Annotated in this window: 13 protein-coding genes and 1 pseudogene; 8 read left to right on the forward strand and 6 right to left on the reverse strand. The window is 67.7% G+C overall.

Features of this window, described 5'->3' with window-relative positions; all coding sequences use genetic code 11:
- The first annotated feature begins 586 nt into the window (after positions 1 to 586).
- The 3 genes from GCN81_RS07665 (at position 587) to GCN81_RS32950 (ending at position 12,427) form a co-directional block, all read left to right on the forward strand.
- Positions 587 to 4,948 carry a LamG-like jellyroll fold domain-containing protein gene (locus GCN81_RS07665; RefSeq protein WP_407697949.1) on the forward strand — a complete coding sequence of 1,454 codons (4,362 nt, stop codon included), beginning with the start codon at positions 587 to 589 and terminating at the stop codon, positions 4,946 to 4,948.
- A gap of 112 nt (positions 4,949 to 5,060) precedes the next feature.
- Positions 5,061 to 11,969, forward strand: a complete 6,909-nt coding sequence (locus GCN81_RS07670; RefSeq protein WP_231626457.1) for a polymorphic toxin-type HINT domain-containing protein — start codon at positions 5,061 to 5,063, stop codon at positions 11,967 to 11,969.
- A gap of 20 nt (positions 11,970 to 11,989) precedes the next feature.
- The gene (locus GCN81_RS32950) at positions 11,990 to 12,427 is read left to right on the forward strand and encodes a DUF4259 domain-containing protein (protein WP_156723013.1); all 438 of its coding nucleotides are present in this window, start codon (positions 11,990 to 11,992) and stop codon (positions 12,425 to 12,427) included.
- A 106-nt stretch (positions 12,428 to 12,533) separates the two neighbouring features.
- Here the strand turns inward: GCN81_RS32950 and GCN81_RS32245 are convergent.
- Both GCN81_RS32245 and GCN81_RS07690 read right to left on the reverse strand, forming a co-directional pair.
- Positions 12,534 to 13,410, reverse strand: a pseudogene (locus tag GCN81_RS32245) (tyrosine-type recombinase/integrase); the annotation flags it as partial.
- 68 nt (positions 13,411 to 13,478) lie between these two features.
- Positions 13,479 to 14,237 carry a hypothetical protein gene (locus GCN81_RS07690; RefSeq protein WP_156723015.1) on the reverse strand — a complete coding sequence of 253 codons (759 nt, stop codon included), beginning with the start codon at positions 14,235 to 14,237 and terminating at the stop codon, positions 13,479 to 13,481.
- A 270-nt stretch (positions 14,238 to 14,507) separates the two neighbouring features.
- On the opposite strand from GCN81_RS07690, the gene GCN81_RS07695 reads away from it, so the two are divergent.
- Complete coding sequence (locus GCN81_RS07695; protein WP_231626460.1) at positions 14,508 to 15,227, forward strand: hypothetical protein; 720 nt, start codon at positions 14,508 to 14,510, stop codon at positions 15,225 to 15,227.
- 320 nt (positions 15,228 to 15,547) lie between these two features.
- Positions 15,548 to 16,087 (forward strand): hypothetical protein, encoded by a 540-nt coding sequence (locus GCN81_RS07700; RefSeq protein ID WP_156723019.1) that lies wholly within the window; start codon positions 15,548 to 15,550, stop codon positions 16,085 to 16,087.
- 674 nt (positions 16,088 to 16,761) lie between these two features.
- Here the strand turns inward: GCN81_RS07700 and GCN81_RS07705 are convergent.
- On the reverse strand, positions 16,762 to 17,082 hold the full coding sequence (locus GCN81_RS07705; RefSeq protein WP_156723021.1) for a chorismate mutase: 321 nt from the start codon (positions 17,080 to 17,082) through the stop codon (positions 16,762 to 16,764).
- 359 nt (positions 17,083 to 17,441) lie between these two features.
- Between GCN81_RS07705 and guaA the strand changes: the two genes are divergently transcribed.
- Together guaA and GCN81_RS07715 are read left to right on the forward strand one after the other, a co-directional pair.
- Positions 17,442 to 19,025 carry a glutamine-hydrolyzing GMP synthase gene (gene guaA / locus GCN81_RS07710; RefSeq protein ID WP_156723023.1) on the forward strand — a complete coding sequence of 528 codons (1,584 nt, stop codon included), beginning with the start codon at positions 17,442 to 17,444 and terminating at the stop codon, positions 19,023 to 19,025.
- 123 nt (positions 19,026 to 19,148) lie between these two features.
- On the forward strand, positions 19,149 to 19,748 hold the full coding sequence (locus tag GCN81_RS07715; protein WP_156723025.1) for a Uma2 family endonuclease: 600 nt from the start codon (positions 19,149 to 19,151) through the stop codon (positions 19,746 to 19,748).
- A 39-nt stretch (positions 19,749 to 19,787) separates the two neighbouring features.
- Here the strand turns inward: GCN81_RS07715 and GCN81_RS07720 are convergent, their stop codons facing one another.
- Both GCN81_RS07720 and GCN81_RS07725 read right to left on the reverse strand, forming a co-directional pair.
- Positions 19,788 to 20,258, reverse strand: a complete 471-nt coding sequence (locus GCN81_RS07720) for a pyridoxamine 5'-phosphate oxidase family protein (protein WP_156723026.1) — start codon at positions 20,256 to 20,258, stop codon at positions 19,788 to 19,790.
- A 67-nt stretch (positions 20,259 to 20,325) separates the two neighbouring features.
- Positions 20,326 to 20,691, reverse strand: coding sequence for a hypothetical protein (locus GCN81_RS07725; RefSeq protein WP_156723028.1), 366 nt, complete (start codon positions 20,689 to 20,691; stop codon positions 20,326 to 20,328).
- A 185-nt stretch (positions 20,692 to 20,876) separates the two neighbouring features.
- Between GCN81_RS07725 and GCN81_RS07730 the strand changes: the two genes are divergently transcribed.
- On the forward strand, positions 20,877 to 21,416 hold the full coding sequence (locus GCN81_RS07730; protein WP_156723030.1) for a DoxX family protein: 540 nt from the start codon (positions 20,877 to 20,879) through the stop codon (positions 21,414 to 21,416).
- A gap of 156 nt (positions 21,417 to 21,572) precedes the next feature.
- On the opposite strand, the gene GCN81_RS07735 is transcribed toward GCN81_RS07730, so the two are convergent.
- Complete coding sequence (locus tag GCN81_RS07735; protein WP_156723031.1) at positions 21,573 to 23,066, reverse strand: PspC domain-containing protein; 1,494 nt, start codon at positions 23,064 to 23,066, stop codon at positions 21,573 to 21,575.
- Between the last annotated feature and the right edge of the window lie 120 nt (positions 23,067 to 23,186).

Consider the following 23,186-nt stretch of genomic DNA (forward strand, 5'->3'; position numbering starts at 1 on the left):
GAGCCCTTCTGGTGGTGCTACGAGTTGGTTCGCCGTTCCGGCCCGGGTGCATCACGGACGCCGAGCGCCCCACCAGTGGCCGTGCCGCTCACCGCTGGCGGCGTCGCAGACCACTGCTTGCGTGGCTCCGAGCAGCGCCGGTCATCGCGCTGCTTCCCAATCGCACAGCCTGGAAGGCTCGGCAATGAAGTCATGACCTGTGAGGTTCTGTCAATGGTGGACGTTTCGCCCAGTGACAGATCTCAATGGGGGGCGGCGCTGGGTAAGTGAAGACCAACGTGCGTGTCGAGGGTTGTGCGACGCGTGGCGACCGTAATCGAGGTCACGTTGGGCGCTGTCCGAGATTAGGAGGGTGGCTGGGGCTGGCGGGAGCCCCCTTCCTCGCGTGATCGCTGCGTGACCTCAGGGTTATGTGATCGCGTCCGAATCTCGTACAACCACCCTTAAACGTGTCGATGGTCATACAGCGCGGAGGGAACTAGTCCGGGATGTCCGCTTAGTTGGCCTGGACCGCGGGTTTCTCTCGTGTTGGGGTGGGCGTTCCGTTTCTTTAGAAAATCTTCATGTTGTGGGCGGGGTGTAACGGATGGGGACGCATGCGCGTATGCGTGGCGTCGGGGGAGCTTTTGCTTTCGCGTTGAGTGCTGCAATGGCTGCGAGCCTGTTGTCGGGGGCCGAGGGGGCGTCGGCGGTACAGCCACCGGCGGGCCGGGATGCCGCGAAGCCGACGGCTGCGGATGGGCCGGATGGTCCGTTGTCGGAGGATGCGGCGCGGGCGAAGGCGAAGCGGACCGGGGAGCCGGTGGAGGTGGCGTCGCTGCGTGGGGAGAGCAGCGAGGTGTTCGTCACGCCCGAGGGGGACCTGGAGGCGCGGGAGTACCTCCGTCCGGTGTGGGCGCGAGTTGGCGGTGAGTGGAAGCCGGTCGACACGGACCTGGTGAAGTCGCCTGGCGGGACGGTCGCGCCGAAGGCGACCACGGTAGGGCTGGAGTTCTCCGGTGGCGGGGACAGTCCGCTGGTACGGATGACGAAGGCCGGCCGGGAGCTGGCGCTGTCGTGGCCGGGCAGGCTGCCCGCGCCGAAGACGGACGGTGCGACGGCCACCTATGCCGATGTGCTGCCGGGCGTCGATCTGCGGATGGGGGCCCAGGAGGACGGCTTCACGCAACTGCTGGTCGTCAAAACAGCTAAAGCCGCGGCGAGTTCGGAGCTCAGGGAGCTGCGACTGAAGCTGAAGGCGGACGGCATGGACGTCCGTGAAGGTGTTGGGGGCGGTCTGGAGGCGGTCGACAAGGGTGCTCAGGGTGTGGTGTTCGAGGCGCTGAAGCCGGTGATGTGGGACTCCAGCCGCACCGTGGCGGACGCGAGTGACTCCGATGGCGTGCCGCAGGTCCGCACGGCTGTCGTGCCCACGAGTAAGAGCTTGCGCACGGCTGTCGGCACTCCTGCGGCTGCCGACGGCAGCGGTGAGGCTGAGGTTGAGGGCGGCGGTGAGCCGGGTGCGGGTGAGTCCGGGAAGCTGGCGCCGGTGGGTGTGGAACTGCCCGCCGATGGTGGGGAGCTGGTGCTGAGGCCGGACCGAGAGTTGCTGACAGGTAAGGATACCGAGTATCCGGTGTTCATCGATCCGCAGTGGCATGCGCCGGGGGCGTCGGCGTGGACGATGGCGTCGAAGTACTGGGCGTCGTCGCCGCAGTGGAAGTTCAACGGCAAGTCGGACGCGGGTCTTGGCTTCTGCGGCTGGAGCTACTGTGCGCCGCATGACACGAAGCGGTTGTTCTACCGGATTCCGACGTCGAAGTTCGCGGGCCGGTCGATCCTGTCGGCGGAGTTCGTGGTGCGCAACGTGCACTCGGCCTCGTGCACCAAGCGTGAGGTGCAGTTGTGGCGTACCAAGGGCATCTCGGACAAGACGACGTGGAACTCGCAGAACGCGTCCGGGTTCTGGGTCAAGAAGCTGGCCACCGAGTCGTTCGCCCATGGCTACAGCGGCTGTGCGGCCAAGGACGCGGAGTTCAATGTGAAGTCGGCGGTGCAGGAGGCCGCGGACGGCAAGTGGTCGACGATGACGTTCGGGCTGCGGGCGACGACCGAGTCCGACAAGTACGGCTGGAAGCGGTTCTCGGACGAGGCGTTTCTGCGGGTGCAGTACAATCGCCCGCCGCCGCAGGTGAAGATGTCGCAGCTGACGATGGAGTACGGCGGGGTGTGCAAGAAGCCCGCCGACAAGGCGCGGGTGCGCACGCTGGGCAAGATCTACGCGAACAACGTCACCGACCCGGACAAGGACGGGGTGTCGGTGCAGTTCCAGGCGAAGTGGGACTCCGGTGACGGCAAGGGCCTGATCTCACGCTGGAAGCCGTCCCGGACCTCGGCGAAGAAGTCCGGCTCCGACTTCGCGATCAGCTTGCCGTCGTCGATCCCGGCGAACAAGACCGTGCACTGGTACGTCCGGTCCCATGACGGGGCGCAGTACTCCCCGTGGTCGTACGCGGGCGATCCGACCGGCTGCTACTTCGTGTACGACACGAGTGTGCCGAAGGCTCCGGCGATCTCCTCGGGCGAGTATCCGGCCTCCGATCCGGAGAACCCGGACGACCCGTGGCTGGACGGGGTGGGCCAGTACGGCACGTTCACGCTGAACTCGTCCTCGTCGGACGTGAACCGCTACCGGTACGGCATCAACACCGACCCGAGCTCCAAGAACCAGATCACCACCTCGGGTGGTGCGGCCAAGGCGGTCAATGTGCTGCCGGGCAAGCCGGGCCTGAACTTCGTCACCGCGCAGGCCTTCGACACCGCGGGTAACGGCAGCGAGATCCGCACCTACCAGTTCCGGGTCAAGGCCGGTCAGCCCGAGCGGGCTACCTGGCAGTTGGACGAGGGCGCGGGCGCCACGGAGGCGCAGGGCTCGACTCCGGCGCGCACCGCTACCCTGCGCGGCGGGGCCACGATGGGCGCGGCGGGCAAGAAGGGCACCGCCCTGCACCTGGACGGCACCAGTGGCTATGCGGCCACCGACATCCCGGCCGTGAACACCAGTGGCGGGTTCGCGGTCTCCGCGTGGGTGAAGCTGTCTCAGATGCCCGACGAGGCCGCGATCATCGCCGCGCAGCCGGGCAACCACAGCCCGGGATTCGAGCTGTACTACTCGGCGTACTTCGACCGGTGGGTGTTCAACCAGTACGCCGCTGACGAGCCCGGCGCGAAGATCATCCGGGCGATGGCCGATGCTCCCGGCGGGGCGAGCGCGGATGAGTGGACCCACCTGGTGGGCTCCTATTCCTCGGGCCGCGATGTGCTGGAGTTGTTCGTCGACGGCAAGCTGGTCGGCCAGACCCCGTATGCCACACCCTGGCAGGCACGGCGGGGCCTGCAGTTCGGCGCCGGAACCTACAGCGGTGAGATGAAGAGCTTCTTCCCGGGCACCATCGACGAGGTGCAGCTGTTCGACAAGCCGCTGGCCCAAGACGAGGTCGACAAGCTCGGCGTTCACCAGACGGTGGGCGACCCAGGCCGCCCCGCTGTGGCGATCTTCCCGCTGGACGAGGCCGCGGACACGACCGAGATCACCGGCCATGGTGGGGTGCTGCCCGCGAAGTTCCACGGCGGGGTCACCCCGGGGCAGCCGGGCGTGGCGGGCAAGGCCGCCAGGTTCAACGGCACCGACGGCTACGCGAAGATCGGTCAGACCAGCGGACCGCATGTGAACACCTCCCGTAGCTTCACCGTCTCCGCCTGGGCCAAGCTCGACGAGAAGCCGGAAAGCCCGGCGGTGCTTGTCGCCCAGGAGGGCAAGGAGCGGCCCGGCTTCCAGCTCTACTACTCCGCCTACTTCGACCGGTGGATCTTCAACCAGTGGGCCAGCGACAGCAGCGACGCGAAGATCATCCGGGCGATGCAGCCGACCGGCACCACCGCACACGCCAAGGAGTGGGTGCACCTGACCGGCGTGCATGACACGGTCACCGACACCCTCACCCTGTACGTGAACGGCCAGGAGGCCGGTTCCACACAGACGGACGGGTCGTTCTACGCCAACCAGTCGATGTTCATCGGCGCGACCGTACACAGCGGCCAGCTCAAGCAGCACTTCCCCGGCAGCATCGACGACGTCCGGATCTTCGACCGGCCCGTCTCGGCCGAGGAAGCCCACCAGCTGTTCCAGCAGCGCCCGCTGGTCAAGGGCCGCTGGAAGTTCGACCAGGCCAGCGCGGGCACCACCGGAACCTCACCGGACGCCTCCGCCTGGGACAAGGACATGACCCTGCACGGCGGCGCGGAGGTCGGCTTCGAGGGCGCGTTCATGGGCGACAACGGCCTGGTCCTCGACGGCACCGACAGCTACGCCGCCACCGCGGGCGCACCAGTGAACACCGGCACGAGCTTCACCGTCACCGCCTGGGCCCAGGCGGCCGCCATCCCCGAAGACGGAGTGTCGCTGGTGAGCGCGGAGGGCGCGAGCCAGAGCGCGTTCAACGTCCGCTTCGTACCGGACGCGAAGGACCCTGAGGGGCTGGGCCACTGGGAGCTGGCGATGCCGGACCAGGACACCGCCTCCCCCGCCGTCGCACGGGTCACCAACAGCGAGTTCTTCGACGCACGGGAGTGGAACCACCTGACGATGGTCTACGACGGCTTCGCCAAGCAGACCCGCCTCTACGTCAACGGGGCGCTCCAGGAGATCGCCTGCACCGACGCCGACGGCGACGGCAGCGCGGACGAGGCAGGCTGCGAGGACCAGCTGTCCTGGGGCGAGAACGTCCTGTCCTTCAAAGCCACCAAGTCCCTCCAAGTCGGCCGGGCCAAGACCAACGGCGCCTGGGGCGAGTACTTCCCCGGCGCGGTCGATGACGTCTGGACCTTCCAAGGCGCCCTGACCGACAACCAGATTGAGGAACTGGCCGGGGCCTTGTTCGGCCTCCCCACCGAAGTACCCCGGGGCTGAGGCCCGCGCGGCGGGGTGTGCGGTTGATAGACCGCGCACCCCGCCGCGGGCACCCCCCTTCTCCTGCCTCGGCGCTGCTCCGGCGCCCTCCACCGAGAGATTGATCTCCACGATGAACGGCATATCCAGACCCCGGCGGTACTCCGCGCTGCGGCGCCGGGTCGCCCTGGGCGTATCGGCGGTGATGGTCGGCACCCTGCTGCAGGCCATCGTGACACCAACAGCGACGGCGGAGCCCACGGGCAACAGCCGCCCCGACCTGCCCTCGGCGGAGAATCCGGTCAAGGGCCGGGACGGCGTCAAGGCCGAGCCGCGCAAGCTGGCCAAGGGGCCTAAGGCGCCTACGGAGAAGCCGAAGGCGAAGTGGCCCAAGGCCGGTTCGGCGGTCGTGACGGTCCCGGCGGCCTCGTCCAAGGCCGCTGACGCGCCGACGCCGCGCAAGGCGAAGGGGCTGCCCCTGGCGCTGGGGGCGCCGGAGGACGTCAAGGCGGCCAAGACGCCAGTGCGGGGCAAGGTCTCCGCACGGGTCCTGGGCCGAAAGGCGGCCGAGCGCGCCGGAGTGAACGGTGTGCTGTTCGCCCTGGAGCCGGGGGAAAGGAAGGGCGACAAGCCGGGTAGGGCACAGGCGATGGTCGACTACTCTTCCTTCGCCGAAGCCTTTGGCGGCGGCTACGCCCGTCGGCTCACCCTGGTCGAGCTTCCGGGTTGTGTCCTGGACGAGCCGAGCAAGCCTGAGTGCCGTACCAGTGAGCCGGTGCCGACGGTCAATGACACGGAGAAGCAGACCCTGACCACGGACGGGGTGGCGCTGCGAGCCTCGGCACCGACGGTGCTGGCGGCCGTCGCGGCGGAGGAGGGCGAGAACAGCGACTACACCGCGACCTCGCTGTCCCCTTCCGCGACGTGGAACACCAACCTCAACACCGGTGACTTCGCCTGGTCCTACGACATCCCGGTGCCCGGCGTGCCCGGCGGTCTGCAACCGAACGTGGGTCTGTCCTACTCCTCCGGGGCAATCGACGGCCGCACCGGCACCACCAACAACCAGTCCTCCTGGGTCGGTGACGGCTTCGACCTGTGGCCCGGCTACATCGAGCGCCGCTACAAGCCGTGCGCCGACGACGGCGAGGAGAGCGCCGACGGCAACAAGCCCGGCGACCTGTGCTGGGACTACGACAATGCGTTCATCACCTTCAACGGCAAGGGCGGCGAGCTCGTCCCGGCCGGAGGCGACGAGTTCAAGTTCCAGCAGGACGACGGCAGCCGCATCAAGCGCCTGAAGTCCACCAACCGCGGCAACGGCGACAACAACGGCGAGTACTGGCGCCTCACCGACCCGAACGGCGTGCGCTACTACTTCGGCTACAACCGCCTGCCCGGCTGGGCCGACGGCAAGGCGACCACTAACTCCACCTGGGCCGTCCCGGTCTTCGGCAACAACTCCGGCGAGCCCTGCCACGCCACTTCAGGCTTCAAGGACTCCTGGTGCCAGCAGGCCTGGCGCTGGAACCTGGACTACGTGGTCGACCCCCGCGCCAACGCGGTGGCCTACTACTACGACCAGGAGAAGAACTCCTACGGCCGCAACCTGGAGGCCAAGGACAACACCCGCTACACCCGCGGAGGTTCCCTGGATCGTATCGAGTACGGCCTGAAGTCCTCGTCCATGTACGGCACCAAGCCGCTGGCCAAGGTCGACTTCACCACTGCCGAGCGCTGCCTGCCCAACGCCAGCACCGACTGCACATCCATCGAGAACGACGCGTTCTACTGGTACGACACTCCCTGGGACCTGAACTGCAAGGCGACCGAGGACTGCGACCAGGGCCGGATGTCCCCGGTGTTCTTCACGAGTAAGCGCCTCACGGGCGTCACCACTCAGGTCCGAGACGGTGACACGTACGCGAAGGTCGACTCCTTCAAGCTCGGCCACCGCTGGGGCCAGGCCGACATCGACTACCAGCTGCTGCTGGACTCGGTGCAGCGCACCGGCCACACCGCCGAACCTACGGTGACCCTGCCGAAGACCACCTTCGCCTACACCCAGCTCGCCAACCGCCTGGACAAGACCGGCGACGGCTACGCCCCGTTCATCAAGGCCCGCCTGTCCACCATCGCGGACGAGTCCGGTGGCCAGGTCGACGTCAACTACTCGCCCCCGGCCTGTACCTGGGACGCCCTGCCGGCCCCGGAGTCGAACACCACTCGCTGCTTCCCGCAGTACATCGGCGGTTCGGACACCGCGGACAAGGAGAGGCAGTGGTTCAACAAGTACGTCGTCACCTCCACGGTCACCACCGACCGCACCGGCGGCGCCCCGGACAACAAGACTGTCTACGAGTACAAGGGCGGCGCCGCCTGGCACTACGACGATGACGACGGCCTAACCAAGGAGAAGTTCAAGACCTGGTCCCAGTGGCGCGGCTACGGCCACGTCCGCGTCAAGACGGGCGGCCAGGGCGGCGCGACCGCCCTCAAGTCGCAGCAGGACTCCTACTTCCTGCGCGGCATGCACGGCGACCGCAAGGACACCAGCGGCGGCACCAAGACCGTGACCGTCTCACTGGATGCCGCCGAGGGAGACCCGATCACCGACCACGAGTCGGCGGCCGGATTCACGTACCGGACCGTGTCCTTCGACAAGCCCGACGGCAAGGTCCTGGGCAAGACGGTCAGCCGCCCCTGGTACCACGAGACCGGCAAGAAGGTCCGCGACTGGGGCACTCTCACCGCGAACCTCACCGGCACCTCCCACTCCAAGTCCTGGACCTCCCTGGACAACGGCGCGGGCACCAACTGGCGGGTCACCTCCACCTCGACGAAGTACGACACGGTCGCGGGCCGCGTCATCCAGGTCGACGACTTCGCCGACAACACCACCTCCGCCGACAATCGGTGCACCCGCACCACCTACGCCACCAACACCACCAAGAACATCCTCACCCTGCCCTCACGGGTGGAGACCGTCGCTGTCCGGTGCTCCGTCACCCCCGACCGGTCCAAGCACGTCCTGTCCGACGTCCGCACCGCCTATGACGGCGCCGCCTACAACGTCGCCCCGACCAAGGGCGACGCCACCGCGGCCGCGACGTTGAAGAAGCATGACGGGACCACTGGCACCTACCTGGAGTCCGGCGCCACCTTCGACGGCTACGGCCGGACGCTGACCACCACCGACCTGACGGCGAACGTCACGGCCACGAACACCGGCACGCCGGTCCGCACCGCCCGCACCGACGGCCGCACGGCGACCACCGCCTACAGCCCAAAGACCGGCTTCCCCACCGAGCTCACCGAGGCCACCCCGCCCGCCAAGGCAGGCGACAGCACAACGGCCCAGACCACGGTCACCGAACTGGACCCGCTGCGCGGCCAGCCCACCGTGACGGTCGACAGCAACAGCAAGCGGACCACGTTCACCTATGACGCGCTGGGACGCTCGGACAAGGTGTGGCTGGCCGACCGCCGCACCAGCCAGACCCCCAGCTACCAGTTCACGTACTACGTCAACGAGGGTGAACCGGTCAGCGTCCGTACCCAGACACTGAACAACACCGGCGGCCAGCTCGCCTCCTACACCCTCTATGACGGGTTCCTGCGCGAGCGCCAGAGCCAGAGCCCGGGGCCGGACGGCGGCCGTCTCCTGACCGACGTCTTCTACGACGAGCGCGGCCAGGTCACCAAGACGTTCGCCCCGTACTACACCCAGGGCGCACCCAGCCGGAGCCTGTTCACGCCAGCTGACGCGCTGAGTGTGGAGTCCCAGACCCGCACCAGCTACGACGGCCTCGGCCGCCCGGTGGAGGAGAAGCTGATCGCCGGAAACGGCGACGGCGGCACCGTACTCGGCGTCACCAGGACCGTCCACGGCGGGGACCGCACTACCGTCATCCCGCCCGAGGGCGGCATCGCCACCACCACCCTGGTCGACGCCCGGGGCCAGACCACCGAGGTCCGCCAGCACCACTCCCGTAACGTGACCGCCGCCTTCGACACCGTCAAGCGCGCCTACACGCCGCGCGGCGAGCTGGCCAAGGTCACCGATCAGGAGGGCAGCGCCTGGACCTACGCCTACGACCAACTCGGACGGCAGACCAAGGCCACCGACCCGGACAAGGGCACCACCACCAGCACCTACGACGACCGCAGCCAGGTCCTCACCACCACTGACGCCCGCGGCATCACCCTGGCCAGCGTCTACGACGACCTGGGCCGTCAGACCGAGCTTCGTAGGGACAGCAAGACGGGCCCCCTGCGGGCGAAGTGGGTGTATGACACGATCACCGGCGCCAAGGGCCAGCTCGCCGAGGCCACCCGCTACGACGGCGGCAACGCCTACACCTCAAAGGTCACCCAGTACGACCGCCTGTACCGGCCGGTCAAGACCGCGGTGGTGATCCCCGAGGCCGAAGGCGCCCTGGCGGGCACGTACCAGACCGGCACCGCCTACCGGACCTCCGGCCTGGTAGGCGCGGTCTCCTACTCGGCGGCCGGGTCTCTGCCGGGCGGCAGCTACAACTACTCCTACGAAGACGAGACTCTGCGCCCGACCGCCGTGTTCGGCGGCGGTATCCGCGCGGACGTGACCCACTCGCTGACCGGCAAGCCGCTTCAGTACGAACTGGGTGCCACCGACGGGAAGAAGACCTGGGCCACTAACACCTACGAGTGGGGCACCCAGCGTCTGAAGACCGCCCGGGTCGACCGCCAGGACCAGGCAGGTGTCGACCAGTACGCGACCTACGGCTACGACCAGGTGGGCAACATCCTGTCCGCGTCGGACGTGTCTCGTAGCGGTACCGACACTCAGTGCTTCACCTACGACCATCTGCGCCGCCTGAGTGAAGCCTGGACCCAGGGGAGCAAGACCTGCGCAGCCACCGGTAGCACCGCAACCATCGACGGCCCAGCCCCATACCACCACTCCTACACCTACGACAAGGTCGGCAACCGCCTCACCGAAACCCTCCACGACACCAGCGGCGACACCACCAAGAACGTCCGGCGCACCTACGCCTACCCAGGCTCCGGCCAGGCCCAGCCGCACACCCTGACCTCGGTCACCAGCCAGCTCCCCGGCGGCACCAGCACCCGCGACTCCTACACCTACGACAAGGCGGGCAACACGACCGCTCGCACCCTGAACGGCACCACCCAGACCCTGGCCTGGGACGCCGAAGGCCACCTCGCCAAGGCCACGCAGCCGGTCGAGAGCAAGCCGGACAAGATCACCGAGTACCTGTACGACGCTGAAGGCAACCGCCTCATCGGCCGTACCCCCACCGAAACGACCCTCTACCTCGGCCACACCGAGGTCGTCCTACCCAAGGGCGCCACGAAGGCCAAGGCCACCCGCTACACCCCGCTAGGCGGCGGCCACCAGGCCATCAAGGCCGACGACGGCACGGTCAGCTTCACGACCGCCGACCCCAACGGCACCGGCCAACTCGCCATCACGGCCACCGACCTGGCCCTCACCCAACGCCGCACCCTCCCCTTCGGCGCCCCCCGAGGCGAGACCCCGGAGGCCTGGCCCGGTACCAAGGGCTTCATCGGCGGCACCGACGACACGGCCAGCACCGGCCTGACCCACCTCGGCGCCCGCGAGTACGACCCCACCACCGCCCGCTTCCTCTCCGTCGACCCCCTCCTCGAGCTCGACCACTCCCAAACCCTCAACGGCTACACCTACGCCGCCCAGAACCCCCTCACCTACACCGATCCCACCGGCCTCGGCCTCGCTTGCGGCGGACGCGGCGGCGCCATGGAGGGCTGCGGCAGCGGTGTTGTCACCGACTCCAGCGGCGCCCGCTCCAGTAAGGGCAGGGCCCACGGCGGCAACGAACCCGGCTACAGCAAAGCTGTAGTCAAAATGCAGGCAACTACGGCGATAATTAGAGCCGCTAACCGCGCGCAGGCGGCAGCTACGCAGGCGGCTGGCGCAGAGGCGCGCAAGCAATATAGGTGTGGCGGGGGCTGCTCGCAGTCTGGCTACGGCCCAAGCGTAGACAGGCATCTCGATTCGAAGATGACTTACTACGAACCGACCCCGGATCTCTTTGATTTGCTGAACAAGCACGTCAAGCCATTCGTGGTGGACACCGAGGCGTGGAAGGGGTGCTTCGGCGAAGGGGACTTGTCAGATTGCGGATGGGCGGCACTGGACCTGCCGACCCCCGCCAAGGGCGCGAAAGCCCTCAAGCTAGGAAAGGGGGCAGATAAAGCGAAGAAGGGGAAGAAGTCCGGCGGCTGCATGTGCTTCCTCGCCGGAACCGACGTCCTCCTGGCCGATGGCACCACCAAGAACATCGAGGACATCGAACTCGGCGACACAGTCCTGGCCACTGACCCCGAAACGGGCGAGACCAGCGAACGCGACGTCACCGCCACCATCGTCACCAACGACGACAAGTACTTCACTGATCTCACCATCACCACACCCGACGGGCCGGAATCCCTCGTCGCCACCCACGAACACCCCTTCTGGGCAGTCTCCGAACAGGACTGGATCGAAGCCGGAGACCTCCAACCCGGCATGACCCTTCGCACGGACGACGGCCACACCGTCACCGTGACCGCCACGCGCCAATACAAAGACGATCAGCGCACCTACAACCTCACCATTGAGGGCGTCCACACGTACTATGTGCTGGCAGGCGAGACGCCGGTCCTCGTGCACAACTCAAATTGCGGGCCGGGTACGAAATTCGATGTGCCTACCGGGCCAGGCATCTACACCATTCATCTCAATGACGGAACGAAGTACGTAGGAAGCTCAACGTCAAGTATTAGAGAACGAGTGAACAAGTCGATGCGATCCAAGCATGCGGTCCGCAAGGCTGGATACACGTCGGATGACGTAGTTAATGTCACCTACTTCACTCTGCCTGCTGGTACAAGCAAGACGGCTATCCGTCGTATGGAGCAGACTATGATGGAGGGCGTTAAGGCGAGAGGTGGAACTCTCCTTAACCGAAGAGACCCAGAAATCGAAGTTCCTAGCGGCGGGTACCTACCGTAAGCCTCTAACTGGAGTTAGTGATGGGAACCTGGGGTTCAGGTCCGTTCGACAGCGACACAGCTGAGGACTTCCTCGATGAGCTGGAAGAACAGTCGGCTCCGCAGCGGCTAGCGGTCGTGCAGAGCACGTTCCGTTCCGCTGTTGAGGGGGGTGGGAGCTCCTCTTCCTCGGTACTGCCAGAGGAGGTGATGGCTGCTGCGGCGGTGGTTGCGGCAAATATCCCTGCTGGGCACTCTCTGGCTTGGAACGAGGAATATCCGGGAATCACAGAATGGCTAGCGAAACCAATCGCGCAGGCCCTGGCGTCATCTGCTGTCCAAGCGCTGGAAGTGGCATTGCCCGCAGACGGTTGGTTCTGGCGAAGCTGGGTTGATGCTGAGGAGAGATCTGAGGCCCAGGCTGCGATTGACCGCTTGCGGTCTGTGTTGCGCCCCGTCAGTGAAGGTGAATCTCGATAACTGATCTTTGATATCGAGGTCAGGCCCGCATGCGACTGAAGAGCCCCACCGAATTCCTATTTCGGTGGGGCTCTTCAGCCTTTTGACGGCAACGGTGACGGCAACGTCAGCGGACGACGGCTGCAGTGGGCGGATCGTCCGGGGTGTCGGTCGGGCCGAGAATGCTGCCGAGGGTGTCGATGGCCTGGCGTTGGAAGCGGAGGCGTACGTGCGCGTAGACGCCGGCGGTGACGCCGATGTGGGCGTGGCCGAGGAGTTCTTTGATGACGACGAGATCGACGCCCTGTTCCAGGAGCAGGGTGGCAGTCGAGTGGCGGAGGGCGTGGAAGCGGATCGCCCGGAGCCCTGCGCTGTGGAGGAGGCGGCGGAAGCGGCGGGTGAGGTTGGTGGGGTCGAGCGGCCTGCCCTTCGAGGTGGTGAAGACGAGCCCGTTGTCCGTCTAGCCCGTTCCGGCCGCCTGGCGCTCTTCCTGCTGCCGTTCCTGATGGATCTTGAGGGAGCTGAGGCACTCGGTGGGGAGGGCGATGCGGCGCTCGGAGGCCAGGGTCTTGGTGTTCAAGACAGTCAGACCCTGGCTGCGGGTCCGCTGGAGCGAGCGATGGATGGTGGCGGTGCCGCCGTCGAGGTCGCGGTCTTCCCAGCGCAGGCCGAGGAGTTCGCCCTTGCGGAGTCCGGTGCGCAGGGCGAGTTCGTATAGCGCGTGTAGCCGGTCACCGCTGGCTGCCTGAAGGAACTGGCGGGCCTCAGTTGCCACGAGGAGCCGGAAGCGTGCAGCACTGGTAGGTGGTGCGGAGCTCGTCGAGGAAGGCGTGTACGTCGCGTGCGGTGAGCCGCGCGAGCTTCTTCTTGCCAAGGCCGGGGACGAGGTGGAGGCGGACATAGTCGGTGTAGCGGGTGTGCGTGTTCTAGCGCAACTGGTGGACGGCGACGTTGTTCAGTCAGTACGTGAGGTAGTCGCCGACGGGGCTGTCGGCCGCAGCGAGCGCATCAGTCGGATGCCTAGCTACGACGGGGAGTTAGCCGGTGCGGCAGGCTCAAGGTCCGAGCCCGCTTAGCGGGGCGGGCGTGGGCGTGGGAGGCGGTAGGAGCGGATGACCGTGAGGTAGCAGAGGGAGGCTAGGGCCAGGGCCAGGCCGGTGGTTTTGGCGAGGGAGCGGTTCAGGGATTCGGAGAAGCCCGCGCCTCTTGGGCGTAGGTGGCCCTTGGGGTCGGAGATGATGCCGATGGCGTCTCCGGGCCGGGTGGTCTGGCTGCAGCCGCGGGTGATGGTGGTCCGGACGATTCTGCCGTCCTGGGCCGCCACCGAGCAGTGTGCTGCCGTGCCGAATGCGATCGAAGTGACCGTGGCCGTCTGGGGTTCGCCCCGGTTGGCCAGTACCGCTTCGGCTGCCACCTCTGGTGACTGTAGTGCGAGGGTGACGCCCAGGATGGTGACCGCGGCTACCAGCAGGTGGCCCGCCCTGGTGGTGATCAGGTAGATCGCGAGGCTGAGGGTGAGAAGTACGCCGATCATTCCCGAGAACAGCACAGGGGTGCCCGTGAGCGCTCCGGCGGCCCCGGCTGTGATGATCGCGGCTGTAGACAGTGCGGACACCACGACGCCTTCCCTGGACAGCCAGCGGGGTGGGCTGCCGGTGTACTCCGCGGGCCCCCAGAGGTGGCGCTTCAGGCGGGTGCGCAGGTGGTGCTGGGGGTGGTGCGAGGGGTGTGCGGGGGGTGAGGTGGCGTGATGGAGGGTAGAGGGCTGCTGGGTGGGGGAGGGCGGTCTGTGCGCCTTGATCCCCTTATTTCGCTTTCGCGCCCTGCGCATGTTCTGGTTCCTCCTCGCCACCTCGGATTTTGCACCACGGTGCAATGGGGTGGAAGAGGGGGGGGCTCCGGCTGTGGCTGGCGCCTCTGGGGTGTTGATGCGTCCGCGATTCATCTGTTGTGCGGTTGTGATCATCGCGGGGCAACCTTCCGACGAACCCTGATCGTTACGTGAAATCGCTGGTCAGGAGGGTGGGATCTGCTTTTCTCTTGGCTGGGCCCTTGGGTTAGCCGAGGGGCAAGCAGGAGAGTGGGAACGTTGAAGGTATCTGTGTCGCGCGTTGTCATGGCCGCATCCGTGGTGGCCGCGCTCGGGTTCACCGCGGCGTGCGGTGGTAGTGACAGTGGTAGCGAGGGCAAGGACAAGCCCTCGGCGGAGAAGACGACTGAGGCGGCGAAGCCCAAGCCTCAGCCCCAGGCGGAAGCGCTGAGCGCTGATGAGCTGGAGGAGGCTGCCCTCGCCAAGGGGGACGTGAAGGGCTTCAGCAAGGTCGTCAAGACGCCGAAGGACGAGATGCCGGTGATCTTCATTCCGGCGTCGGACAAGAAGTGCCAGCCGCTGGCGAACCTGTTCTTCTTCGCCACGCGGCCCGGGGCCGATGCGCGCGTCGGGCGGACGCTGCTTCCTGACGGCCTGATGAACACCACGGCCAACACGGTCGCGCTGATGGCGTACAAGCAGTCCGACGCCGAGAAGGTCATCGGCGATCTGCGCACGGCGACCGAGGACTGCACCAAGTACGAGCACGTCGAGTACCAGTACTCCGATGTGAAGGCGCTGCCGGACCCCAAGCTGGGCGACGAGTCGGTCTCGTTCCAGATGGTCGGTGACATCGAGGGCGACAAGATGGGGACGTCCTACACCGTCGTGCGCAGTGGCTCGACCGTGGTCGGCTTCCGCGCGATGGACATGCTCGACGTCGAGAACCTGAAGGTGCCGGACGCGATCATCAAGGCGCAGCTCGCCAAGCTGGAGAAGGTCGCGGGCTGATTCGGCTGAGTTGAGAGGCGTACGTGTACGTGTGTGCGTACGCGCACGCCTCTCGGCTGCGTGTGTGACCGCGCCGCCGCGAGAGCTTGATCGTTATCTGGTGTCACTGGCCAAGTGGGTTGGTCGCGGCCTTGGATGAGATGCGGCGCACGGGGAGTGCGCCCGGACCTTGAGGGTGTGAAGCGTTGAAGTCAGCTGTTTCGCGTGCCGTGTTGGCCGCATCTGTCGTTGCCGCGCTGGGACTCACTGCCGCGTGTGGTGGTAGTAACGGCGAGGGAGGGGACGACTCGCCGCCGGCGAAGGTGCTGAGCGCCGCTCAGTTGAAGCAGGCCATCATCGGCGCGGGTGACGTCAAGGGCTACGAGGTAGAGGACATGCCCGACGAGGAGTGGCCCACGAAGTCCGTTCCCGCGAGCGACGACGCCTGTCAGCCGCTGGCCGACATGGTGATGTTCTCCACGGGAACGAAGCCGAAGGCGAGGATCGCACGGACCTTCGGCGACAAGAAGCTCACCGCCTTCAACTTCGTCGCGCTGCTCGCGCAGGAGCAGGCCGACGCCAAGAAGGGGCTTGACGGGCTGCGCACTTCGCTGGACAAGTGCGAGAAGTTCGACCAGGCGGAGGGCGCGTTCGTCGGCGTGAAGACCCAGCCCGACCCCAAGCTGGGGGACGAGTCCCTCGCGTACCACCTCATCGAGGACAACGATGGCGAGGAGGTGCCCAGGTCGTTCACCGTTGTACGCAGCGGCTCGACGCTGGTGGTCTTCTCGAGCATGAACGTGACGGGCAAGGGGAAGACCGAGACGCCCGCCGCGATCGTTGAGGCGCAGATGGCCAAGCTGGAGAAGGTCGCGGGCTGATCATTCTGGTTGCTCTGGTTGTTCAGGCCGACCTGGGTGCGTAGAGCGAGCGAAGGGCCCCGCGAGTGGATCGCGGGGCCCTTCGCTGCGCACCGACGTCAGGGCAGCGTCGGTGCTGCGAAGCGGCGCTGGAGGGGGGAGGGGGAGCGCCGCTGGTGTGGTGGGTCGCTGGTCGGCGCCGCCCCGGCGCGCTGGGGGCGCGTCGGTGGTTTCGACCCATGGCAGGTCTCTCTTGGGCATCGTGCTGGACGATCCGCGGACTGCGCAACCGTTTCAGCCAGCCTTGGCCGGACTGTGCCAGTCCTGGGAGGTCTTGGGAATGTGACCGCCGGTCGGCCCCGGGCGTCCCCGGAACCGACCGTCTTTCTCAAGGTGACCGGGCTGCTGTCCCCTGCCGTCCGGTCACGCTCTGGAGCGAGGTCCCACGACGTTCGGTACGAGCCATGAGCTCGGGCCGCACGTCTCATCGCCCCAGCGAAGCCACGCGTGGTTCTTTCGGGCCCGCCCCTGGATGACACGGACACCCGGACCAACGAAGCCCCTTGGCGCGCGGTCACGGTGCCGTACGGGTGAGAAGGGGGCGAACGTGGGTGCGGGGGAGGTCCGTACGCCCCAAGTCGCACGCCGCAAGCCGTACGCCCGAGCCGTACGCCCTGAGCCCTATACCTCAGGGCTCAGACGCGGCCGCGGCAGAGTTCGAGCAGGGTCATCGCGAGTGCGGTGCCCGGCTTGCCGAGTGCGTCGCTGTAGTGGCTGAGGACGTCCATCTCGCGGGAGAGGTTCACACGTCGGCCGCCGGACGCGATCCTGGACTGCTGGATCACCGCCGAGACGGCCATCCGTTCCTGGACGAGACCGATGATCCGGTCGTCGAGCGCGTCGATGCGGTCGCGGGCGTCGGTGATCAGGGACGCGGCGTCCTCGGTGCGGGCGCCCGTCTGCTCGGTGGCGGTGGCGGTGGTGCGGGTGCTGGTGTGGGTCTTCGTCGCGGTCATGGTGGGGCTCCTCCTGCGTGGTGGGTCCGGTGGATGCCCCGGAGCGGCCAGACCCGGGAGGGAAACGACAGGCGCCCCGGGCCTTGTCGGCCCGGGGCGCCTGGGAAGTCGCTTGTCAGTGGATCAAGCAGCACGACCATGGCAGCCGGTGGGCCGGTTGCCATAGGTAAACGCGAAGATCTCGCGGCGCAGGTGCTTGGTCACGGGGACAGTATGCCCCCACCTGCGCCGGGCCGGTCAACGGGAGAGGCCGAAGGTTCGGATGGTGAGACGAGGGACCACTCCCACGCCCCGTTAGAATCGACAAGAGAGACCCCCTCCTCCCTCATCCACCGCCGGAAGGCCACGCAGTGCCAGCAGTGTCATCAGGTTCCCCAGCTGCCGCCCCCGACACCGTGCTGGTCGTCGACTTCGGCGCACAGTACGCCCAGCTCATCGCCCGACGCGTGCGTGAGGCCCGGGTCTACAGCGAGATCGTGCCGAGCACCATGCCGGTCGCCGAGATGCTCGCCAAGAACCCCGCCGCGATCATCCTCTCCGGAGGCCCCTCCTCCGTATACGCGGAGAGCGCCCCGCGCCTGGACCGCGCACTCTTCGAGGCCGGGGTCCCCGTCTTCGGCATGTGCTACGGCTTCCAGCTCATGGCCACCACGCTCGGCGGCACCGTCGACAACACGGGCGCGCGGGAGTACGGACGTACCCCCCTGCACGTCTCCAAGTCCGGCTCGACCCTCTTCGAGGGCACCCCGGACGAGCAGCCTGTCTGGATGTCGCACGGCGACGCCTGCTCCGCCGCCCCCGAGGGCTTCACGGTCACCGCGTCCACGGACGTCGTGCCGGTCGCCGCCTTCGAGAACGACGAGAAGAAGCTGTACGGCGTGCAGTACCACCCCGAGGTGATGCACTCCACGCACGGCCAGCAGGTACTCGAGCACTTCCTGTACCGCGGCGCGGGCCTCACCCCCTCCTGGACCACCACCAACGTGGTGGAGGAGCAGGTCGCGCTCATCCGCGAGCAGGTCGGCTCCAGGCGCGCCATCTGCGGGCTGTCCGGCGGCGTGGACTCCGCGGTCGCCGCCGCCCTCGTGCAGAAGGCCATCGGCTCGCAGCTGACCTGCGTGTACGTCGACCACGGGCTGATGCGTAAGGGCGAGACCGAGCAGGTCGAGAAGGACTTCGTCGCCGCGACGGGTGTCCAGCTCAAGGTCGTGGACGCCGAGCAGCGCTTCCTGGACGCGCTGGCGGGCGTCTCGGACCCCGAGGAGAAGCGGAAGATCATCGGCCGGGAGTTCATCCGGGTCTTCGAGCAGGCCCAGGCCGAGATCGTCGCCGAGGCGGCGGGCGGCGAGTCGGTCTCCTTCCTGGTGCAGGGCACCCTCTACCCGGACGTCGTCGAGTCCGGCGGCGGCACCGGCACGGCCAACATCAAGTCCCACCACAACGTGGGCGGCCTCCCCGACGACCTTGAGTTCGAGCTCGTCGAGCCGCTGCGCAAGCTGTTCAAGGACGAGGTCCGGATGGTCGGCCAGGAGCTCGGCCTGCCGGACGAGATCGTCCAGCGCCAGCCCTTCCCGGGCCCCGGCCTCGGCATCCGCATCGTCGGCGACGTCACGCGCGAGCGCCTCGACCTGCTGCGCGAGGCCGACGCCATCGCCCGCGAGGAGCTCACCGCGGCCGGGCTCGACCGCGAGATCTGGCAGTGCCCCGTGGTGCTGCTCGCGGACGTCCGCTCGGTAGGTGTCCAGGGCGACGGCCGTACGTACGGCCACCCGATCGTGCTGCGGCCGGTCTCGTCCGAGGACGCGATGACGGCGGACTGGACGCGGATGCCGTACGACGTGCTGGCGAAGATCTCGACGCGGATCACGAACGAGGTCGCGGATGTGAACCGTGTGGTGCTGGACGTGACCAGCAAGCCCCCGGGGACCATCGAGTGGGAGTGACCTCCACCTAGACCCCTAGCGGGTCAACGCCACTGCCGTCGCTCATTCGTTTGGGCGGCGGCAGTGGCGTATCCGCTGGGTACGCTGGCCTGAGAGGCGAGACTCCGTCGCATGGGAGCAATCATGAGCGCCGCGCGTGATTACGGACTGGACGCTGATCATGTCTGGGCACGCCCCCCTGAGGGCGGCTGGACGGCGGACGATCTCGACTGGCTTCCGAACCTTCCCCCGCACACGGAGCTGATCGACGGGAGCCTCGTCCTAGTGAGTCCGCAGACCCGGTTTCACACGCGCACCATGCGGCTACTGGAGAACGCGCTACTCGAACAGGCGCCCGACGACCTCGAAGCCATCCGAGAGATGACCATCAAGCTGGACAAGCGGAATCGGCCCGAGCCCGACATCCTCGTCGTCCCGGTCGGTGCGGACACCGGTCCCCTGCAGACCTGGTTTAAGCCGGAGGACGTCATCCTCGCGGTTGAGGTCGTCTCCAAGGACTCCGTCGAGCGTGACCGTGAGGTCAAGCCCCGGAAGTACGCCAAGGCAGGCGTGCCGTACTACTGGCGGGTCGAGGAGAACGAGGGTCTACCCGTCGTCTATGTTTTCGAGCTAGACCCGGCCCTCAAGTCGTACGCGCCCACCGGCATTTACCACGACCGGCTCAAGGTGTCTCTGCCGTTCCCTGTCGACATCGACCTGACCGCGATGAACCGCCGCCGCTGACGGCCGTTGACGGATGCGTGGGCACGCGCGGACTGCGGGCTACTGCCGGTGTACCGTGCGCAGCCTCCGCCCCGGCTGCCAGGTCTGGATGGCGAGCTGGTCGCCGTCGACGGACGTCCTGACCACCTCGGTCAGCTCGGCCCTAAACAGGTGGAACGGCTCCTGTGGCCCGTCATCGCCCACATAGCGGGCGATCACCTCCGGGTCATGGACCTCGACCGCACGGCCGCTCACGCGGACATCGCCGCCGCCCATCTCGGTGCCGGGACCGGGGTTGGCCTGGAGGGCGAAGCGCGGGTCGCGGCGCAGGTCGAGGGCCTTGAGCGAGTTCGGCATCATGCCGAGCCACAACTCGCCCGCGAGGAAGCGGACTTCCAGGCCGGTCGTGCGCGGTGAGCCGTCCTTGCGGAGGGTGGCGAGGACGTGGTGGGTGAACGCGCCGAAGCGATCCTCGACCGTCTTGGCGAGAGCTGGTTCCGCGGCGGCGAATGCTTCCCAGTTGGAGGACATACGTCCAGTCTGGCGCGCGTACCAGACATCTTCTGTCGGGTACGCGAGGCGCCCTTGGCCGCGTCGGCTACGGGTGGTCCGCGAGATGCTGGCGGGCGGCTTCGACGAACGCCGTGCGCAGCTGTGTGTAGCGCTCCCAGACGCCATCCGGTTCAGTGTCCTCGGTGTGCATGGAGCGGATGCAGGTGATGAGCGCTCTGGCCTCTTCTATGGGCCCAAGCCCTTCGAGGTCGATCATGTTGAACTCGGACTGCGTCCGCGTGTACGCCGCGTCGGTCTCGGTGAGTGCCCACTCCTTGTCGGTGTAGTCGCCGCGCCACCGGTGCCAGCACACCCGCGCTTCGGCGTCGGTGGCCGTGAGGAAGGCGGCGTACGTCTTGCGGTGCGCGAGATAGATGGGCGTCCAGTCCTGCGCCACCTCGGGTACCTCCACTTCCTGACGGCTCTGCCGGGTGCTCAGGGGGGAACCATGGCACGGGTGTGATCGGTGGAGAAGACCCGTGCGTGAGGCGGACGAAGGTCCGCCGCTCGGCGGAATCCGCCGCAGGTCTGGTGAGCGCGGTCTTCTAGGCGTACGTATGGTCCTGGTGAGGGATCAACCGAGAGGCGGCGGGCTCGATGGCGCACGGTATGCGGACCGACCGGTACGACACCTGGGGTGGCGGGGGCGGCGGCCACTCGGGCGGCGATGGCTGGCGAGAGGCAGCGTCCCGCTACGCGCTGCTGCCGCTGCGCGTCTTCCTCGGCGTCACCTTCATCTATGCGGGACTGGACAAGCTGACCGACTCCGCCTTCATGTCCGCGACCGGCGTGGGGTCGATCGGCGAGATGATGAACGGCGTACGGGACAACTCGGCGATCCCCGCACTGGTCGACCTCGCCCTGAAGAGTCCCGTCGGCTTCGGCTACGCCATCGCCTTCGGCGAGCTGGCCGTCGGCATCGGGACCCTGATCGGCCTGCTGGCCAGGATCGCCGCGCTCGGTGGCGTACTGATCTCGCTGAGCCTGTGGCTGACCGTGAGCTGGGCCGTCGAGCCGTACTACTACGGCAACGACCTCGCCTATCTCATGGCCTGGCTGCCGTTGCTGCTCGCCGGGGCGTCGATGTTCTCCTTGGACGCGATGCTGCGGGAGCGCCGACGGCGCCGGATGCCGTAGTTCGCGGCCGCCACCACGGCCGCGAGGACCAGTCCCCCGACGACGATCGGTATCACCGCGTACCACGGGACGCTCCAAGCGTCGGCCGCGTCGCCCGCGTACAGGACCCCCGCGGCCAACAGCGTGAGCCCCGCGACCAGCTTGCCCGGCTGTAGCTCATGGCGTAGCACGGGTCACCTCCACCTGTCCGATGCCGAGTTCGATGTCCAGGGCAAGGGTGCCGCCCTTCTCAGTGCTCTTCCCGCCGTCGTTTCCGCCGCCCTGGGGCTCCGGTGGCCGGAGCGTCACCTCCCTTTTCTGATCGGCCTGGATGTCCACGTCCTCCCGCGTCTCACTGGGCAGCTGGATGTCTCCGATGCCGACCTCGGCGTTCAGCTGCACGGTCACGTTGTGCGGGACGATGACCTTGACGCGGCCCGCGCCCACATCGGCACCGGTTTGCAGGGTTTGGTCCTCGGCCAGCTCGATCCCGCTCAGGTCGAGGGTGCCGATGCCGGTGCCGAGCTCGTAGTTCGGCCGTACGTCGGCTATCGCGGCGGGTGTCCAGTCCGTCCGCATCCACTCCGTACTGATGTTGGCCGGGAGGGCCGAGGCCCCGGCCAGCAGGCCCGCGGTGATCACCCCGAGGATCATCGACCCCACGCCCGTACGGCCGAACAGGGCGCTCACCGCGATGCCCAGGCCGAAGACGACCAGGGCGCAGGCGAGGCCGGTCTGCAGGCTGGTGCCGAGTGAGGCCTCGCGCCAGTTGTTGCCCCAGGCCAGGCTGGTGCCGATGCCGCCCGCGACGAGCGCGAGCAGGAACGTCCAGCCGCCGATCCAGCGCGGCCCCGGCGGCTTGGCCGGGGCCGCGGGACGGCGCGGCGCGGGGGAGTAGTGCCCGGGCGGTGCCCACGGGGGCCTGGGCTCGTACCGGATCTCGGTTCCGGCCAGTTCGGGGGGACCCCAGAAATAGCCGGTGTACCCGTCGTAGGTGCCGTCCTTGACTATGGGGCCCCGCCACCAGGAGGGGGCGGCGGAGACGGGTGGGGCCTGTGCCTCCGGCGGGGCGTCAGCGACCGTCTGCGCGGTCACCGGGTCCGGGGCGTTAGTGGATCGCTGCTCTGACCAGTAGCCCGCCCCCGCGAGCAGCAGCGCCAGTACGGCGGCGAAGGTGAGCACTCCGCCGTTGTTCAGCATCGAGAGGAAGAGGCCGCAGCCGACGAGGGCGAACAGCAGTGCGGTGACCGCTGGGCCGTCGACCCGGCCGGAGAGCAGTCGCCGCGCCTCGTTCTCCTCGGTGTCCTCGTAGGGGATGAGGAGCCAGGCGAAGCCGTAGAAGACCAGGCCGACCCCACCGGTGATCGCGAGTACCGCGAGCCCGATCCGGAAGATCACCGGGTCCATGTCACAGCGCCGCCCGAGCCCCGCGCACACACCGCCCAGCACTTTGTGCCGCCGGTCGCGGCGCAGCTTGAGGTGGATACCGGGCGGCGCGTCGGAGTCCGTGTCCGCGTCCGTGCCCCGACCCGTACCCCGCTCGCCTGGCTTCCGCCAGCTGTCACCCCAGCCGCCCCCGTGCCCGGGCGCGGCCGACCGCCTCGCGCCTCCCGGCTGGCCCGGTGGCTCGGCGTCGTGCGGCTCCGGGGCCGCGGCGTGCTGATCCGTCATACGTACATGGTGCCGGGCGCGGGCCGGGTGCGGCAGGCGGGACGACCCTGGTGCATCCCTGATTTCGACCCTAAGGAGACGTGACACAAGGGAGGCCGACAGAGATCCGGGACGTCTCGG

Source organism: Streptomyces apocyni (assembly GCF_009739465.1).
GTDB classification, from domain to species: Bacteria; Actinomycetota; Actinomycetes; order Streptomycetales; family Streptomycetaceae; genus Streptomyces; species Streptomyces apocyni.